Consider the following 15,126-nt stretch of genomic DNA (forward strand, 5'->3'; position numbering starts at 1 on the left):
GTTGATGAAGTTACGCGTTCACAGACTATACCATTCTACACACTTAACCTTTGAGGAGTATTACAAGGATAAATTCGATATAATCGACTAGTTCCCATTAATTCGTCTTCACATTGTTAGTGTAAACTGTCTTATAAAACCTGTCTTCATAGCTAGCTCGACTTCATAAGAATGATGCTGCATAACTGATGCATATAACTATTTTATTTAATACTCATTTGCTATTATTGAGCCATCAAATCTATAATTTGGTGGAGATCTTAAACTCGTTTATTTATCTGCCAATCGCTAACAGCACATCTGAGTTCTGGCGACTGACGCATGGATTTTTTATTGATAACGTCAAAACTTAATTGCTTAAAGAGGGAGTGGGGTGCAGAGAGTAGGAAATTCCCGCCTTTTAAAACCGGGGATTTAACGAAGACGCCTTATGTATTGGGCGTAGCCTCTGGACATAAATCTTTTTTATTATTCCAATTTCATGTTTAAAAACAGTTACTCTTAACCATTTGTTCGGGTGGTTCTTCCACTATTTCCTACTCCCTGTTTCGAAGGGGGTTAGTAATTATGATGATTTATATATTTATTCAACCAATGATTCCTAAGCATGAATAAATTATTGACTCTTGCTATACCTACTTATAACCGTGCAAATTTACTTGATAAACAATTAGCATGGCTAGCTCAAGCTATCAAAGGTTTTGAATCTGATTGCGAAATCTTTATTTCTGACAACTGTTCCACAGATAATACCCAAGAAATAATTAAAAAGTGGCAATTAATTATTGACAATGTAATATTTAAATCAAATAAAAATAATAAGAATATAGGGGTAATGGGTAATATTGCTTGTTGCTTAAAAGCTACAACTACCAAATATGTTTGGACAATTGGTGATGATGACCCCATTCAGGAGAATACCCTAAATTATCTGTTAACAACCTTGAAAAAACATTCAGATTTAGCACTAATTTTTTTAAACTTCTCTGGACGTGATAAACGAACAGGACAAATAGTTGTAGAGCGCTGGTTGAATAGTGATAACGACGAACCAAAAATTGATGGTAGAGAAGTATTCCAAGGTTATCTGAACAATAATTTCGGTGGCATACTTTTTATTTCAGCAGCAATTTATCAAACAAATGTGGTGCAATGCGCTCTACAAAAGTGGCCGTCTGCCACTACTAACTGGGCATCTCAAGCATATTGGGCTGGGTTTTGTGCTGCTCATGGCAGTGTAATTGTCACTAAAGACATTTATTTAGAATGTACTATGGGCGCTAGTCTTTTAGATCTTGACCCAACATGGAACTTGAAGATGCGATACGCTTATATACCTGAAGTTTATATAAAGCTACTAACAATAGGGTATCCTAATAAATTTTGTCGAGAAATGATTTGGCAAAATTTCAGACAGAAAACTGATTGGAAAATATTTTTAGGTGCTTTGAAACGATGGCCTTTCTTAACAATAAAGATATTTATTCATTACCTGGTTTTATTAACTATATCAGGTCGCACCTATAGCCCAGGTGCAAAAATTTCCTGTACAAATAGCATGGCGGACAATGGATTGGGAAAATTACGTAAACGTAGGTGTAGATAAATACAGGATTAGTGATTGCTAAGACTTACGCACTGAAGGCTGAAACCTAGATCCCCCCTAGCCCACGCCAGTCGCTCATGGGGAGCCACCCCCTTGCGGAGGTTCCCGACGCTCAATGACTCGCTCTAAGCGTTGGCGCAGCCTCAAAGTAGAGAAGCCATGCCGTAAAGCCTGCGGCATGGCTTCGCTTAAGGCGAAGCCTCTGTCTACGACACGCTACGCGAACGAACAGAAGGCTTTACGCTGCGCTATCCGTTGTGGGGAGTGGCGTGGAAACCCCCTTGGCGCAGCCTCAAAGTAGAGAAGACCGTGCTGGCTCCCCTTCAAAAGGGGGGCTTTATAAATTCCCCCCTTTTGTAGGGGGTTGGGGGATCTGAGTGCGTAAGTTCTGATTACAAAGGTGCGATAGCGCGAGAGCACCCACCGTTGGCATCGCCGATTATGACCAAGCGATACGCATGGGTTGTACTTTTAGAAGCCGACATCCAAGGAGCTAACCTGAGTGGAGCCAACTTGGCAGGAGCTAACTTATTACAAGCTAACTTGTCAAGAGCTAACCTTTATCAATCGAACCTATCACAAGCCAATCTCCAAGGAACTAATTTGTCACAATGTTTAGCATGACTAACCAATTTTCGAAGATGGCACATGGGAACGTGTAAACCATAAGCTACAACAATGGGTACGTGTTGTGGAAAACAGAGAACCTAATCCCAGCGTGGTAATAGTGGATTGCCATTTTCTATTTGATGCTCAAGGAAAATTAATTTATGGCGTTGCTGAATCATAGGATGATTTCTCCCATTTTGGAACGAATTATCAATGGTTTTATCCGCCAATTCATCCCGCATTTATGCAACGCCTAATTTATGAATATCGCGATCGCGGTATTCTTGGTTTTGCCGAAAATATGAGTAATCCCTTATCTTTTTTGTATAAGTAATTCATTATCATTAAAATTAAATCGTTGAGAATCAAATTTAGACAGGAGCTTTATCGGTAATCAATCCCGTAATTAACCAAAGGGATGATTGAATAGTTTTAAGTATATGCCCAGCAATTTAACTTTTGCTCACTATCGGGAAATCTCTATTGACCACCAGTAACCTCCAAGTTAAACCCGGTTATGTAACTTGCTTCGTCGCTCATCAGAAACGCTACCCCATTTGCTACCTCTGCCAAACTTCCCAAGCGCCGCATTGGCACTGAATTAATCATCTGTTGCTCAACTATTTTGGGGTCAGCATCAAAGTACTGAGAACCCACTGCTGCTTGTAATTCTGTTTGCCGCGTCCACATAAAACCAGGGCCAATCAGCGCCGGAGACAGTGCATTTACCCTGATGCTGTAAGGAGCCAAGTCTTTGGCTGCTGTCTGAGTCATTCCAATAACCGCAAACTTAGAAGCACCATAAGCTAACATATTTGGCGGCCCGACTACGCCTGCATAACTCGCCATGTTAACGATCGCACCTCCACCGCCAGAACGCAAGTACTGTGCGGCTACTTTCAGAACGTGAAAAACGCCAACAACGTTAATATTAATTACCTTTTGAAAGTCATCATCAGGATATTCGTCTACTTTGGCAAACGCTCCTTGATAACCCGCGTTATTAAATACATAGTCGATCCGCCCAAACTGCTCAAAAGCGCCAGTAAAAGCTTTGGTAACATCATCAGCAGCCGTCACATCACAGCGAAATGTGCCAACTGGAACGTTGTAGCTTTTTAGTTCCTCAGCCACATCTACCATCTTTGGTTCATTCAAATCTAGCAAGGCTATTCCTGCCCCATTAGCAGCAAAACGCTTTGCAGTAGCCTTGCCAATATCTCCTGCACCACCAGTAATTAGGATGGTCTTACCTGCAAACTGATAGGTTGCTTTTGCCGTCATATTTTTAACCTTTTATTGAAGAATTATTGCCAGAAGTGTGATGGGCTACGCCCCGACGGAGGCGATCGCAAAGCTACCTTTTATTTACACTAAAGGACTTAAATAGAACAACTACCCTCGGTTTAGCATGATACACAAAATTAACCTTGCAATTGACCTAACTTAATACCACTGAACCAAAAGAGGTAGAATTATGGCTAAATCAGCTTCTAAACGTCAAAAATCCACCATCTCTGCATTCCGAGAGGAAAGTGGAGCGAGCGTTGTTTGAAGCGGGAAAGATACTGATGGAACTCCGCGATGAGCTATGCCCCACTGTAGGCGATCGCAGATTATATCGCTCAACGCACAGAACCTTTGATGAGTATTGTTTAAAAATCAAAAGTCGCCATAGGAGGGCGTTTGCAAAGTGTCTCGTAGAGAGGCTTGTATTCCATTCTTTCAATCAAAAATATAAGCTAACCAAAAAGCAGCAAGCAGTCCGAAATATTTAGAACAAGGTAAAATGCGGATGAAATTGTATTGAATAATTGCCTCATGAGTATAGGAATTAAATTTATCAATCCCGAAGGGCTATACGATCCATCTATGAATGGCTATACCCATGTAGTAAGTGCTCCAGTAGGATCAACTACTGTCTACATTTCTGGTCAAGGTGGTGAGGATGAAAACGGGAACCTTGCTATTGATGATTTTGCATCTCAGTTGAAGCAAGCATTTACGAATTTACGAACTGCATTAGCTGGAGCTGGTGCTAGACCAGACGAAGTAGTAAAAATTACAGTTTTAATAGTCAATCATGATGAGTCTAAACTACAACTATTGACCACGGAAGTTCAATCAATGTGGAGTAATCAACCGCCTGCTTGTACATTGATTCCTGTACCAAGACTAGCGTTGGATGCAATGTTGTTTGAAATTGAAGCAATTGCTGTAATTGCTACAGACGTTCCTTGAGCGAACAATCTCCAAGGATAATCGAATTAGAGCGATGTCTGGCGACAAGCCGCTTTGCGTCTACGCGTGCATTCAGAAATTTAAACTACTTTGAGAAGATTTCTGATCAACTCGACCAGATTTCTAAGCTTGCTCATATCACCCTCGCCTCTGCACTTGGCTTGGAGATTCGTCTGCCTGAACTGCAATGGCGGCAGAATTTTCCTCAATTTGCTCAATGATATGATGAATTTTCTAGACGAGAGTCCCTGCAAGCGATTCAACCAGAGTCATAAGAAATTTAAAATTTTAAAAAGCTTATTCAGGTCTCAAGAAATCTTTTTAGCAATTTTAGTCACAGAAAAGCTTTCATCTTCGACTATGGTTATGGTAGGCGATCGCCAGTTACAACAGCGATCGCAAAACCGTCATACCCTTTGTTGCCTACAGTCTGGATTGCAGTTGCACTCACACGCGCTTCAGATGCGAGTAACTCATTAAAACGACGTACTCCTTGCACACTAGGATCATCGCTATTCGCCTCAATCACAGATCCATTGCGTACAACGTTATCAGCGATAATCAGGCTACCCCGGCGGGAAAGCTTTAACGCCCATGCGAAGTATTCTGGATTGCTTGGCTTGTCTGCATCAATAAAAATTAAATCAAATGGATTATAACCCTCGGTAACTAGTTGTGGCAGTGTATCTATTGCCTGACCTACACGCACATCGACAAGATGAGCCAGACCAGCGCGGGCTATATTTTCGTAGGCCACTTCAGCGTGCTTGGAATTTGATTCTAAAGTGATCAAACGACCGTTGGCAGGCAATGCTCTGGCTAACCAGATTGTACTGTAGCCGCCTAACGTACCAATCTCCAGAATGTTGTGCGCCTTATGGATTAAAGCTAATAGCATTAGCAGCTTACCTTGGTTCGGCGAAACATTATGTGGTGGTAAACCAGCCGCATCACTAGCTTGAAGTGCAGCATCCAGCACAGGGTCGGGAGGCACAAGCAAATCAGTGATGTAACGATCAACTTCTGTCCATAGTTCCTGAGTCATAACTCTTCTTCCATTAACAGTAACAACAGTACTTTTTATATGACCTAAATCTTAATTAAGAAAATCACTCCACTTTAAGAAAGCAGTGTGATACCTTCCTCTATGTCTATCATGCAAAGTGCATAATCAATTTAAGCGCCAAGTTGACGCAGTTGATTGACTGAGATGATGATTAATTATTAATGCTCTTTCCGACGAAACTGTATCAAACTAAAACTTGTAACTCGATTTTGGTTTGACAAGATGAGTAAAATCCGTGCTGTTATTGTTGATCCTGATGTATCAGGGCGTTTAGCATTACGTGATGTAGATGCACCCACCCCTGCTGCAAATGAAGCGGTTATTAGAGTAGCAGAAATTTCCCTTAACCGGGGAGAAGTCAGACGTTCTACCACTGCTGAAGCTGGTTGGCGACCAGGTTGGGACTTGGCTGGTGTTGTCGAAACTCCTGCTGCTGATGGTTCTGGGCCTGCTGTCGGGACGCGAGTTGTCGGCTTACTCCGTTCTGGTGCATGGGCGGAATTAGTATCAGTACCAACCCACTCACTAGCAGAATTGCCCTCGTCAGTTTCCTTTGCTCAAGCTGCTACACTACCCGTAGCCGGTTTGACTGCATATCATACCCTACTCAAAGGCGGCTCACTTTTAGGTCGTCCAGTCTTGATTACAGGTGCATCTGGTGGTGTGGGTCACTTCGCTATTCAATTAGCACGTCTCAGTGGCGCACAAGTAATAGCACACATTCGCCGTCCAGAATACGAAACCTTCGTTAAAGATGCTGGTGCTGATTCTGTAGTCATTGGTGAAGACCTATCACCAGCTAGCAAATATGGCCCCTATCATTTAATTATCGAATCAGTAGGTGGAAACACCCTCGGAACAGCCCTCGGTTTGTTGGCAGAAGATGGGACGATAGTTCTGTTTGGTACTTCCGGGGGAAATGAAGTAACATTCAATGCACAGAGCTTCTATAGCACTGGTGGTGCAAGTTTGTATGGTCTAATTTTGTTTCATGAATTGAGAAGAGAATCAGCAGCAGTAGGATTACAAAGGCTTTTGCATTTAGTAGAAGCAGATCAATTGCGTCCTGTTATTGATATTGAAGCTGATTGGACACAAATAGCTGATGTAGCACAGAAATTGTTAAATAGAAGTTACCTTGGCAAAGCTGTATTGCACGTCTCCAATGTGTGAGTCATTGAATTTTTTGTAAATTCATGGACAAAATTAAATTAGTTATTTTTGATTGTGATGGTGTTCTGATAGATAGTGAACGAATCGCAATGAAAAATCAGATACCCGATTTATTTTAGAAGTCGGGTATCTGATTTGTTTACATTTTGTACCAGGCTATCCTTATGCCTGGTGTTTTTAAATTTTTATTCAATAAATTCATTTTATCGTTTTAACAATAAAGAGTATTTGCTCTTATTTGAACCAAACCATAATATTAAGTTTATAAGCTACTAAGTCAAAAGATTTGAAGAACAAAAATGCATGTGTAAATTAATTGCGATCGCTTCCATTATCTTCTGAAATAATTTTGCTAAATCATTGCGGAGAATATCTAGAGAAGCCTAATTATAGCTCGAAAGTTGAGATGAATAGCTAAAAAGTAGTCATCACTTTTATTTATGCTCATCCAAAATAATAGTATTTGATTTTGGAGATTGATTGGTAGTAAGGTAGAACAAAAGTTAATTGAAACTATAAATTACCAAATTCAAGAGGAATGAACTAATGAACAAACCAAACTCAAAAAAAGTAACTTCTTGGCTTTTAACTGCTGTATTTCTAGGATTTCTGACGATATTTTCTCTTTTTGATCAGCCCTATGCTTTAGCTCAGTCAGAGATACCACCCGTATCGACACCAGCTCCAATAGTATCTCCGGCTCCTGTTATACCTCAAACAGCATGGCCAGTAGATAGCGTAGCTGCAAATGTTCAACGTCTATTAACAACCAATGAATGTGTTGGATGCAACTTAGTTGAAGCGCAATTAGACAATGCAAATCTGCAAGCAGCTAACTTAGCAGGTGCAAATTTACAAGAAGCAGAATTAGAAAAGGCGAATCTCCAAGGAACAAACCTCGCATCAGCTAATTTACAGGGAGTAGATTTAAGCAAAGCAAATATAGTTGGGGCAAACTTGCAAGGGGCAAACTTATATGATGCAGATTTAGAGGGAGCAAACCTGTTAGGGGCTGATTTGCAAGGAGCAAATCTACAAAAGGCAGATTTACAAAAAACAAATCTCACAAATGCCAACATCCAAGGTGCAAACTTGATAGGGGCTGATTTGGAAGATGCAATAGTACCCACAGGATTCATGAATCCGTATCAATAATTCTCAAATATGTAGTTAAGTGAATGGATATCTGAGCTAGGGAGCGCTCCCTAGCTTATTTATATTAAGGTTACGCTGTCCACGAGCCTTGATATTTTCCAGTAAACTGGGTAGAGACTGATCATCGTATTCAGTATATTCACCATTCTTTAGCTGTTCGGCTGCGATCGCGCAATTCTAGAAAGGTACGGATGAATCATAGAATTACTAGCTTAAGTAAAAGTTGCGTTAAGTGCGATAAGCGAAGCTTAAGCCTATAGCTATCGCAATTTTTACAAAAACCTCCCTGCTGGTGAAGATGAGCTAAATTACCAAGTGCAATTACTGCTTCTTTACGGACATCTGCATATTCATCTGTTAAGGCTTGAATTAATTTTGGCATAACTTGAATATCTAGGATTTTTTGCAAAGCTTGTGCTGCTGCTTTCCGCACTTGCCAATTTACCAAAGAGTAGATATTGCTATTTTTTGGACAGCAATATGTTCATCTTTTAGAGCAATAACTAGTGCATCTATCGTTTATTCATCACCCAGATGTTGCAAGGTCTTGATAGCTACTAAGCGGTCATTTACATCAGGCGATCGCACCATCTCTAGCCATTGATTTAATTCTGAATTAGTACTACTTATAGGCATTTCTAATCCTATTAATAATCTTATTCAACTATTGCAAAAAAAAAGGGAATATGCACAGTAATTGTATTAGGTTGGCATTCTTTTTCACAAGGTAGGCAAAACCAACATTCATCATATTTCATGTAAGCTTTGCCTGTCTCTAGATTTTTAGCTAACACATCTAATGGGCAAACTTCAATACAAGCAGTACATTTTTCTAAACATTTAGATTCATCAACAATTACAGGAATATCTACTCTTTGATTGATTAAAGCCATAAAAATATTCCATGAATTTGCAATTAAACTGTCAAGCGATACAACAAATGTGGTAAATCTGCATGAATAATATCACGCTCATATTTAAAACCTAACTTTTCCATAACTCTTTGTGATGCTTTGTTAGTCGTTAGGGTCAAGCAAACTATCTCATGCAAATTCAACACTTCAAAACCAATTTTCAATATTTTTTCACCAATTTCTGTTGCTAATCCTTGACTCCAAAATTTAGCCATGAGAGCGTAAGCTAATTCTACCTCTTCTTTACCATCTAAATGAGTATTCCGTAACCCTGCACGACCAACAAACTGATGATTAACTTTATCTCGAAACACCCATAAACCGAATCCATACTGCTGCCAATGATGCAAGTTATTGAAAATAAATAGTCGTGTAGCTTCATCAGAACGCACACCGCCTAAAGTTGCCATAACTTGTGTATTTTGGTGCATACGATAAAGTTCATTCAAATGTTTAAAATGCAGGCGTTCAGCAAGCAAACGCTGTGTAAAAAAGGTTTCTATTAACTGCATATTTTGACTTTTAATTTGCTCATTTACAGTAACTTTATTTGTCATAACTTTAAATTAAAATTATTTAATTATCCAGCGTGGCGCGGATAAAACGATAGCCTAAATCAATCTCTGTCAAATTGCGAATATTGCCATATTTTTTTACCCATTCACCACTACTTAAATCTGCTGTCAATAACTGTAATCGTTTATTTATTAAATCTTGATTGGCTAAAGCAAAAGATGATATTCCAGCACGTACCTCTGATTGAAAATAGAATTCTGGTTTTCTCCAGCCTACTGCTGCGAATAAATCAGACAAATTATGTGGTAATAAAAGGGGTATGGCTTCAACATGCCTTTTAGTATTACTCTGAATTAAATTAATTTGTTCTTTGACTGCATCTACTTCCACGATATAAGGATCTACAGGATGCTTATGTATTCGCTCATCCCTACAAGTTTTACACCCAAGCTAACCCCGATTTCTTCAAAGTACAGCGATAGAATCTAAGGTAGGTAATATCGAATCTCCACAAGTAGATAAGAGCCTCGTAGTGGCTTAAATCTTTGGCATAGACGCTACAAGATCCCCGACTTCTTGAAGAAGTCGGGGATCTGACCAGATCGCCAGAGAAAGCATAAGAAATGTTCTCAATGGGAAGACGAGCAGATTTTAACTTGAATATCGCTGATGCTGCCCAACCTCCTCCAGCATAGGCTACCTGATATTCAGGAGATGCAAGTAGTTTTTTTAATATTTCTGATGCACCTGATATCGCTTTTACTCCTGCGCTTGCTGCTGCGCCATCAATTAATAATTGTAAAAAACGCTTTTGAAATGCCTCAACTTCCATAGCTAAAGAAACGCGACCAAGTTGGCTTTGACAAATTTCTTTTAAAATACAAGCATCTGTCACATGAGTGTATGATGCCTAGTCACTTGATACTTCTGAAAAGCCGAATACTTCATGCAAGGCTTGTAAATATGATTCATCGTCTAAGTGATTCGACTCAGTAAGAGTTCCATCAATGTCAAACATCACCAATTTCATAATCTTCGCTCCAATGAATGATTCAAAGATTTCACTCTCATTCAGTCACTTCTTTTTATACTCTTGTCGCAACATAGACATAATAATTAGGGAATCATAGCGGCCCTCAACTTTCAAACATTCACGGAGCGTTCCTTCTACTACAAAACCTGCTTTTTTATAGAAGCCATTTGGGATCTATAAAAGTGCCAACTGTTTGAGCATCAGCCTGATGAAACAAAGATTGAGTTTGGCAGTCCGCCACTGCAATGTTTTAGGGATTTCTGGCAAGATGCCGGGCGTCTTGAGGAGATTGTATTGAACTAGCAGTCTCCCTAACAGCTTCTCGCAACCGCTCCACATCGAGCATCGGTGGTGCACCAAACAGCCGCTTGTACTCCCGGTTGAAGTGCGAGGCATCGTCATAACCCACATGGTAAGCAGCACTAGTAGCGTCAAAGTTTTCCCCCAGCATCAGACGGCGAGCCTCCTGGAGCCGCAGTTGCTTCTGGAACTGCAAGGGACTCATTGCCGTGACCGACTTGAAGTGATGGTGAAAGCCTGAGATACTCATTCCAAGCTCTCGTGCGATGCTTTCAATCTTGATCGGCTCCTTAAAGTTTTTACGAAGTCGCTCGACGGCAAGAGCGATGTGGTGGGTGTAGCCACCCAGAACGGCAATATGACGAAGCCGCGCGCCTTGCTCCGATCCAGCACGCACGTCTGGCGCTAGTGTCACGTTCGAGCCAGGCGCTCGGACAGCATGGCACACCCATCCATTAGGACAGACCTTGATCATGACGGCAGGCTGCGGACTTGTACAGCGATGGGGCGGCGCGATCAAGCAAATTCGACCGGGGGACGTGATCTGGTTTGCGCCAGGTGAAAAGCATTGGCACGGCGCTACACCGACTACAGCGATGACGCACATTGCCATTCAGGAAGCACTCGACGGTAAGACCGTAGACTGGATGGAACAGGTCAGCGACGACCAATATCCCAACTGATATCCGTATCTAAAATTTTTGGGAGTCGAGATGCACATCCTTGGCTCCATTACACGGCAATACATTATAAAAATTCCGATAAAGATTTCCCGAATAAGCAACGCAAGGAGTAAAAAATGATAACGAACGAGAATGGAAACTACACAGGAAAAGTTGCGTTTGTGACCGGAGCAGCGAACGGCATCGGTCGAGCTACGGCACTGGCGTTTGCCCGTGAGGGCGCTAATGTGGTGGTCGCTGACATTTTGGAACAGGGCAATCAAGAAACGGCCCGCATGATCGAAGATCTCGGCGGACGCGCGATCGCCGTCAGGTGCGACGTGACGCAGGCCGAGGATGTGAAGGCGGCCCTAGCCAAGACCGTTGAGGCTTTTGGGCGGCTGGACTTCGCCTTCAACAACGCGGGCATTGAGCCGAGAAAGCCAGCTCCGAATGCGGAGTACGAGGAGGAGGAGTGGAACCGGATCATCGACACCAACCTCCGTAGTGTTTTCCTGTGCATGAAGCACGAGCTCCCGCTGATCCTCAAGCAGGGAGGCGGCGCGATCATCAACACGTCATCGGGCGCGGGAATCATCGCAGCAGCGGATGTTACCGTCCACGCGCAGACCGAACTACGCCGAGCAGCTCGCGCTTGTGGCACGCCGGAAGCTTAACCCGGCGCGGCTTGTCACGCGCCAGATTGCGCTTTCAGACGTGACTGACACGCTGGAGCGAATGGGACGCTACGACACGGTCGGCTTCGAGGTCATTACGCGGTTCGCCTGATGAACACCGTCAGGCGGCATGATGAACATATCGGAGTAGTGCAAGCCACCCCACGTCCGACGGTTACGTGAAACAAACAACATGAAAATGAGTAAAAACAGACGAAAGTCTGGGTATCCCTGAGAAGATTCCAGCCCTAGACTCGTAACTAATGTGGCTTTAACAGAAGAATCTGCTTGTTTTTGGAGAATTTGTTGTACTGAGATTAATGTTTTGTGTGCTTGCAAATAATTTCCTAGAACTTGCATTCCTTGGGTTTGATTAACGCGATTGTGAATCAGTGCCGATGTATCATTTAAGTATTGATAAATTTTAGCCGCTTCTTGCCAAGTACTTAAGGCGGCTTCAGTTTGCCCTCGTGCTAATTCCAGACCTCCTTGAAATTGCTGCGGATTTAATTGTGCAAATACGCGTGCGAAAGTATCGTGTGTTCACGTAGCGTGCCGTCAGGCAAGGTATTCCATTTGGTAGCTCCAAAAACGTTTTCAACCACTCATATTTTGTACACCCATACAGTTCAATCGCCACCCAGCTATTTGCTCCATAAATTACTGCACAAATAGCAATAGTCAACATAATTCGTAATTGATAATTCGTAATTCGTAATGGGCTTCGCCCCGCTACGAAGCGCGTAATTCGTAGTTACAATCAGTGGGGCATTGAACCCACCACTCTCTTACTTTGCGCTGATTGAAGACCACAAAGCCATGCAGATTTGGTGGGGGCTATGACACGAAGTAATTACGAATTACGCGCTTCGCAGCGTAAAGCCTGCGGCATAGCTTTGCTTAGAGCGAATTAGTAATTATTTGGTCAACAGCTTAGAACTTATTTATTACAATTTATTGAAATATGCCCACCCCCACTCCTGACCTAGTTCGCATCTACTTACAAGAAATCGGACGCTACCCTTTGCTGACTCCAGACCTAGAGATTGCATACGCAAAGAAGTAGTAATTTTGCGCTTTGGACTAGATGCGGATCACTCAGCTTGGCTAAGATCGCTTCGGACGAGGCAATATTTCTCCAAAGCAATTATCATTGTTTGCAGACTAGCACCTTTAGTTATGATGCACGTCTATTGCACGACTATGTGATAAACAAGAAACTATATTTATAGAGTGAGACTTATAGATTGATACAATGCAAACCAAGATAATTCAAGTCAAAGAGTACACTGTCCGAGCACACAAAAGACAAATTCACACTCGCACATTTAACTTCGTTTGTCAGCAGTGCCAACAACCAACACAGCGCGAAACTTTTGGCCCCCGACCGCTTTACTGTGAGCAATGCCGTCGTCCACAGGCTCCCAAAAAATCAGCAGTGCCTCTCAAGAAGAGAAAGCCCAGGGCTATGAACTACAAGAGTGGCAAAGACATTGCAGGATAATTTGTTGTCTTAAGATAAGGGCGATCGCTCCTCCATTGAACTGAACATCAGAGCGATCGCGCTCTGCGTTGGTAGATATAGCAGTCTTATTTGAGTTGCAAATTGCCTGGGTTGCTGTAGCGATGAACTACTTCAATCCCACCAATAGGTAACAATAACTGCATCGCGATCCTGGTGAACTTCTTCACCCCACAGCGCTCTTTCTAATCGAGTTTTCAATCGGCGCTGAAGTCGGAAACCGTAGTCTTCATTCGTGCCATCAATGACTTCCACTGAATCAGCTTGCCACTTTTTGCCTAAATCCAAAAGTTGAGATACCTTCGTGTCTTGATTTTCAGTAAGGATGTAAAGGGTATCCGCAGGATAAGCAACAAAATGCATAATACTAGTTTCAGGCATGGGACGATAGTTTGCCATTGCCAAGAGGGTATCGATGACACCACCAAAGCTTAGACTGTTTTCATCTGGTGCAAAGATTGGTTTTGTAAACAGAAAGCTTACCCATAAATCCGTGTGAGAGGCAAGGTCAGTAATCACATGTTTGCCATCAAACTGATTAAATTGACGCTGCCAAACCAAGGCTGCAAAAAGTTCTTGAGGAGAATAGGATTGAGCAATCGATTGGATTTTGGTTAAGTCAAGCATCGCTATTGTTTAAATTAGTTGCTTCGCTCACCTGTTTGAATTGTAGAACTTATAACGCGATTATTGGCAATCCAATCACCAATCACGAGGGCTTTGTCTATTCAAAGTGGATATTGATAGTGTTATGCTGGCTTAAGAATAGCGATCACTGCAATGCCAATTGGGATTGTGCAGAATGCGGCTGGTTGGATGATACAGGTTAAAGTGCGTAGACGCGTAGCCGCTTGTGAGTTTTTTTGGTTGATGTTTAGATGTCAAAGTTTTTGGGAATACTAAGTTTACGTTTTTACGAGACATATAATATATTCCTTATAACCCTGGAGAAATTGCAATCTCGATAGAGTTGGCATCTATCCAGGGATTTTATATTTCTCTAATTGAAACTGAACATTGCCAATGCCATTCCCCAAGCTGATACAACCTTTGATAATTTTGAACACATCACAGGACAAAAACCAACGACTTGGCGATCGCTGATTCACCAAAAGCAATCAAACTTTACATACTAATTAACCTGGTCAATACTTCTCTTCCAAAGCCTTCAAATAAAAACGGTTCAGCTTTCCCAGTAACTACTGTCAGCAATCGCTATTTGTAACATCTGCAATTCAACACCCACGTTTCACACCTACAGGTAACATATCCTGTCTTAATAACAGCGTTCACTGCGGCTCTGTATAATTGGATTAATACTAGTAAAGCAAATGTATTAGTAATACTTTAAGGCGCTACTTTTTCCCGAAACTGCTTACCAGGAGAAAATGCAGGCACTTTGGTAGCCGGAATTATCAGTGGCTCATTGGTTTTGGAATTACGCCCTTCACGTTGGCAGCGTTCGCGTCGCTCGAATGACCCAAACCCAACCAGTGTCAGACGCCGCTTGTAATGTGGTAGTACTTAGTAGTCCACCAAGGCATTTTTGCTGGGTAAGCCCCTCTAATTGATAAACTAGTCAAAAAAGGGGTTGAGCATGGCAAAAAAGTATGTTGTAGATTTAAGCGAAGAGGAAGTTTTACAACTGCAAG

Annotated in this window: 20 protein-coding genes and 4 pseudogenes; 11 read left to right on the top strand and 13 right to left on the bottom strand. The window is 41.8% G+C overall.

The genetic code is table 11. The features are described 5' to 3' along the window. The first annotated feature begins 607 nt into the window (after positions 1–607). Positions 608–1,606 carry a glycosyltransferase family 2 protein gene (locus FNW02_RS11930; RefSeq protein WP_191757761.1) on the top strand — a complete coding sequence of 333 codons (999 nt, stop codon included), beginning with the start codon at positions 608–610 and terminating at the stop codon, positions 1,604–1,606. 441 nt (positions 1,607–2,047) lie between these two features. Beyond that, the gene (locus tag FNW02_RS11935; RefSeq protein ID WP_191757762.1) at positions 2,048–2,230 is read left to right on the top strand and encodes a pentapeptide repeat-containing protein; all 183 of its coding nucleotides are present in this window, start codon (positions 2,048–2,050) and stop codon (positions 2,228–2,230) included. 83 nt (positions 2,231–2,313) lie between these two features. On the opposite strand, the gene FNW02_RS11940 is transcribed toward FNW02_RS11935, so the two are convergent. Beyond that, positions 2,314–2,457 carry a hypothetical protein gene (locus FNW02_RS11940; RefSeq protein ID WP_191757763.1) on the bottom strand — a complete coding sequence of 48 codons (144 nt, stop codon included), beginning with the start codon at positions 2,455–2,457 and terminating at the stop codon, positions 2,314–2,316. Between the two features lie 238 nt (positions 2,458–2,695). Then, positions 2,696–3,499, bottom strand: a complete 804-nt coding sequence (locus tag FNW02_RS11945; protein ID WP_191757764.1) for an SDR family NAD(P)-dependent oxidoreductase — start codon at positions 3,497–3,499, stop codon at positions 2,696–2,698. Between the two features lie 537 nt (positions 3,500–4,036). Between FNW02_RS11945 and FNW02_RS11950 the strand changes: the two genes are divergently transcribed. Next, positions 4,037–4,456 (top strand): RidA family protein, encoded by a 420-nt coding sequence (locus FNW02_RS11950; RefSeq protein ID WP_191757765.1) that lies wholly within the window; start codon positions 4,037–4,039, stop codon positions 4,454–4,456. Continuing rightward, positions 4,453–4,677, top strand: coding sequence for a glutathione S-transferase family protein (locus tag FNW02_RS11955; protein ID WP_225225590.1), 225 nt, complete (start codon positions 4,453–4,455; stop codon positions 4,675–4,677). Before FNW02_RS11950 ends, FNW02_RS11955 begins: the two co-directional genes overlap by 4 nt. Before the next feature lie 143 nt (positions 4,678–4,820). On the opposite strand, the gene FNW02_RS11960 is transcribed toward FNW02_RS11955, so the two are convergent. Next, entirely contained in the window at positions 4,821–5,501 is a 681-nt protein-coding gene (locus FNW02_RS11960; protein WP_191757766.1) for an O-methyltransferase, read from the bottom strand. A 243-nt stretch (positions 5,502–5,744) separates the two neighbouring features. Between FNW02_RS11960 and FNW02_RS11965 the strand changes: the two genes are divergently transcribed. Both FNW02_RS11965 and FNW02_RS11970 read left to right on the top strand, forming a co-directional pair. Then, positions 5,745–6,695, top strand: coding sequence for a zinc-binding dehydrogenase (locus FNW02_RS11965; RefSeq protein WP_191757767.1), 951 nt, complete (start codon positions 5,745–5,747; stop codon positions 6,693–6,695). A gap of 546 nt (positions 6,696–7,241) precedes the next feature. Then, the gene (locus FNW02_RS11970; RefSeq protein WP_191757768.1) at positions 7,242–7,850 is read left to right on the top strand and encodes a pentapeptide repeat-containing protein; all 609 of its coding nucleotides are present in this window, start codon (positions 7,242–7,244) and stop codon (positions 7,848–7,850) included. Between the two features lie 196 nt (positions 7,851–8,046). Here FNW02_RS11970 and FNW02_RS11975 read toward each other — a convergent pair whose 3' ends face one another. The 6 genes and pseudogenes from FNW02_RS11975 to FNW02_RS12000 all read right to left on the bottom strand — a co-directional run. Further along, the gene (locus tag FNW02_RS11975) at positions 8,047–8,298 is read right to left on the bottom strand and encodes a HEAT repeat domain-containing protein (RefSeq protein WP_191757769.1); all 252 of its coding nucleotides are present in this window, start codon (positions 8,296–8,298) and stop codon (positions 8,047–8,049) included. Positions 8,299–8,506: 208 nt separating this feature from the next. Beyond that, complete coding sequence (locus FNW02_RS11980) at positions 8,507–8,743, bottom strand: 4Fe-4S dicluster domain-containing protein (RefSeq protein ID WP_191757770.1); 237 nt, start codon at positions 8,741–8,743, stop codon at positions 8,507–8,509. A gap of 23 nt (positions 8,744–8,766) precedes the next feature. Then, the gene (locus tag FNW02_RS11985) at positions 8,767–9,321 is read right to left on the bottom strand and encodes a GNAT family N-acetyltransferase (RefSeq protein WP_225225591.1); all 555 of its coding nucleotides are present in this window, start codon (positions 9,319–9,321) and stop codon (positions 8,767–8,769) included. A gap of 19 nt (positions 9,322–9,340) precedes the next feature. Then, on the bottom strand, positions 9,341–9,670 hold the full coding sequence (locus FNW02_RS11990; protein ID WP_191757771.1) for a hypothetical protein: 330 nt from the start codon (positions 9,668–9,670) through the stop codon (positions 9,341–9,343). A 49-nt stretch (positions 9,671–9,719) separates the two neighbouring features. Next, positions 9,720–10,175: a hypothetical protein gene (locus FNW02_RS11995; RefSeq protein WP_191757772.1), complete on the bottom strand. Its 456-nt coding sequence runs from the start codon at positions 10,173–10,175 to the stop codon at positions 9,720–9,722. Positions 10,176–10,563: 388 nt separating this feature from the next. After that, positions 10,564–10,995 (bottom strand): annotated as a pseudogene (locus FNW02_RS12000) (helix-turn-helix transcriptional regulator); the annotation flags it as partial. 52 nt (positions 10,996–11,047) lie between these two features. On the opposite strand from FNW02_RS12000, the pseudogene FNW02_RS12005 reads away from it, so the two are divergent. After that, positions 11,048–11,296, top strand: a pseudogene (locus FNW02_RS12005) (cupin domain-containing protein); the annotation flags it as partial. Positions 11,297–11,412: 116 nt separating this feature from the next. After that, entirely contained in the window at positions 11,413–11,952 is a 540-nt protein-coding gene (locus FNW02_RS12010; protein ID WP_225225593.1) for an SDR family NAD(P)-dependent oxidoreductase, read from the top strand. Between the two features lie 69 nt (positions 11,953–12,021). Here the strand turns inward: FNW02_RS12010 and FNW02_RS12015 are convergent, their stop codons facing one another. Together FNW02_RS12015 and FNW02_RS12020 are read right to left on the bottom strand one after the other, a co-directional pair. Continuing rightward, positions 12,022–12,312 carry a hypothetical protein gene (locus FNW02_RS12015; RefSeq protein ID WP_191757790.1) on the bottom strand — a complete coding sequence of 97 codons (291 nt, stop codon included), beginning with the start codon at positions 12,310–12,312 and terminating at the stop codon, positions 12,022–12,024. Between the two features lie 129 nt (positions 12,313–12,441). Then, positions 12,442–12,667: pseudogene (locus FNW02_RS12020) on the bottom strand (transposase family protein); the annotation flags it as partial. Between the two features lie 249 nt (positions 12,668–12,916). Between FNW02_RS12020 and FNW02_RS12025 the strand changes: the two are divergent. Both FNW02_RS12025 and FNW02_RS12030 read left to right on the top strand, forming a co-directional pair. After that, positions 12,917–13,018, top strand: a complete 102-nt coding sequence (locus FNW02_RS12025; RefSeq protein WP_191757773.1) for a sigma-70 factor domain-containing protein — start codon at positions 12,917–12,919, stop codon at positions 13,016–13,018. Positions 13,019–13,207: 189 nt separating this feature from the next. Continuing rightward, entirely contained in the window at positions 13,208–13,456 is a 249-nt protein-coding gene (locus FNW02_RS12030; protein WP_191757774.1) for a hypothetical protein, read from the top strand. 132 nt (positions 13,457–13,588) lie between these two features. Here FNW02_RS12030 and FNW02_RS12035 read toward each other — a convergent pair whose 3' ends face one another. Next, complete coding sequence (locus tag FNW02_RS12035; RefSeq protein WP_191757775.1) at positions 13,589–14,101, bottom strand: hypothetical protein; 513 nt, start codon at positions 14,099–14,101, stop codon at positions 13,589–13,591. Positions 14,102–14,478: 377 nt separating this feature from the next. Here FNW02_RS12035 and FNW02_RS39540 point away from each other — a divergent pair, with 377 nt between their 5' ends. Continuing rightward, positions 14,479–14,610, top strand: coding sequence for a hypothetical protein (locus FNW02_RS39540; protein ID WP_263627732.1), 132 nt, complete (start codon positions 14,479–14,481; stop codon positions 14,608–14,610). Between the two features lie 211 nt (positions 14,611–14,821). On the opposite strand, the pseudogene FNW02_RS12040 reads toward FNW02_RS39540, so the two are convergent. Then, a pseudogene (locus FNW02_RS12040) lies at positions 14,822–14,977 on the bottom strand (HU family DNA-binding protein); the annotation flags it as partial. Positions 14,978–15,126: the final 149 nt, after the last annotated feature.

The organism is Komarekiella delphini-convector SJRDD-AB1 (assembly GCF_014831675.1).
Classification (GTDB): domain Bacteria; phylum Cyanobacteriota; class Cyanobacteriia; order Cyanobacteriales; family Nostocaceae; genus Komarekiella.

Coding starts and splice junctions, on each gene's coding strand:
- FNW02_RS11945 (WP_191757764.1), bottom strand. CDS start 3,499: ATGACGGCAAAAGCAACCTATCAGTTTGCAGGTAAGACCATCCTAATT.
- FNW02_RS11950 (WP_191757765.1), top strand. CDS start 4,037: ATGAGTATAGGAATTAAATTTATCAATCCCGAAGGGCTATACGATCCA.
- FNW02_RS11960 (WP_191757766.1), bottom strand. CDS start 5,501: ATGACTCAGGAACTATGGACAGAAGTTGATCGTTACATCACTGATTTG.
- FNW02_RS11930 (WP_191757761.1), top strand. CDS start 608: ATGAATAAATTATTGACTCTTGCTATACCTACTTATAACCGTGCAAAT.
- FNW02_RS12030 (WP_191757774.1), top strand. CDS start 13,208: ATGCAAACCAAGATAATTCAAGTCAAAGAGTACACTGTCCGAGCACAC.
- FNW02_RS12015 (WP_191757790.1), bottom strand. CDS start 12,312: ATGCAAGTTCTAGGAAATTATTTGCAAGCACACAAAACATTAATCTCA.
- FNW02_RS11980 (WP_191757770.1), bottom strand. CDS start 8,743: ATGGCTTTAATCAATCAAAGAGTAGATATTCCTGTAATTGTTGATGAA.
- FNW02_RS11985 (WP_225225591.1), bottom strand. CDS start 9,321: ATGACAAATAAAGTTACTGTAAATGAGCAAATTAAAAGTCAAAATATG.
- FNW02_RS11940 (WP_191757763.1), bottom strand. CDS start 2,457: ATGCGGGATGAATTGGCGGATAAAACCATTGATAATTCGTTCCAAAAT.
- FNW02_RS11935 (WP_191757762.1), top strand. CDS start 2,048: ATGACCAAGCGATACGCATGGGTTGTACTTTTAGAAGCCGACATCCAA.
- FNW02_RS12025 (WP_191757773.1), top strand. CDS start 12,917: ATGCCCACCCCCACTCCTGACCTAGTTCGCATCTACTTACAAGAAATC.
- FNW02_RS12035 (WP_191757775.1), bottom strand. CDS start 14,101: ATGCTTGACTTAACCAAAATCCAATCGATTGCTCAATCCTATTCTCCT.
- FNW02_RS12010 (WP_225225593.1), top strand. CDS start 11,413: ATGATAACGAACGAGAATGGAAACTACACAGGAAAAGTTGCGTTTGTG.
- FNW02_RS11970 (WP_191757768.1), top strand. CDS start 7,242: ATGAACAAACCAAACTCAAAAAAAGTAACTTCTTGGCTTTTAACTGCT.
- FNW02_RS11965 (WP_191757767.1), top strand. CDS start 5,745: ATGAGTAAAATCCGTGCTGTTATTGTTGATCCTGATGTATCAGGGCGT.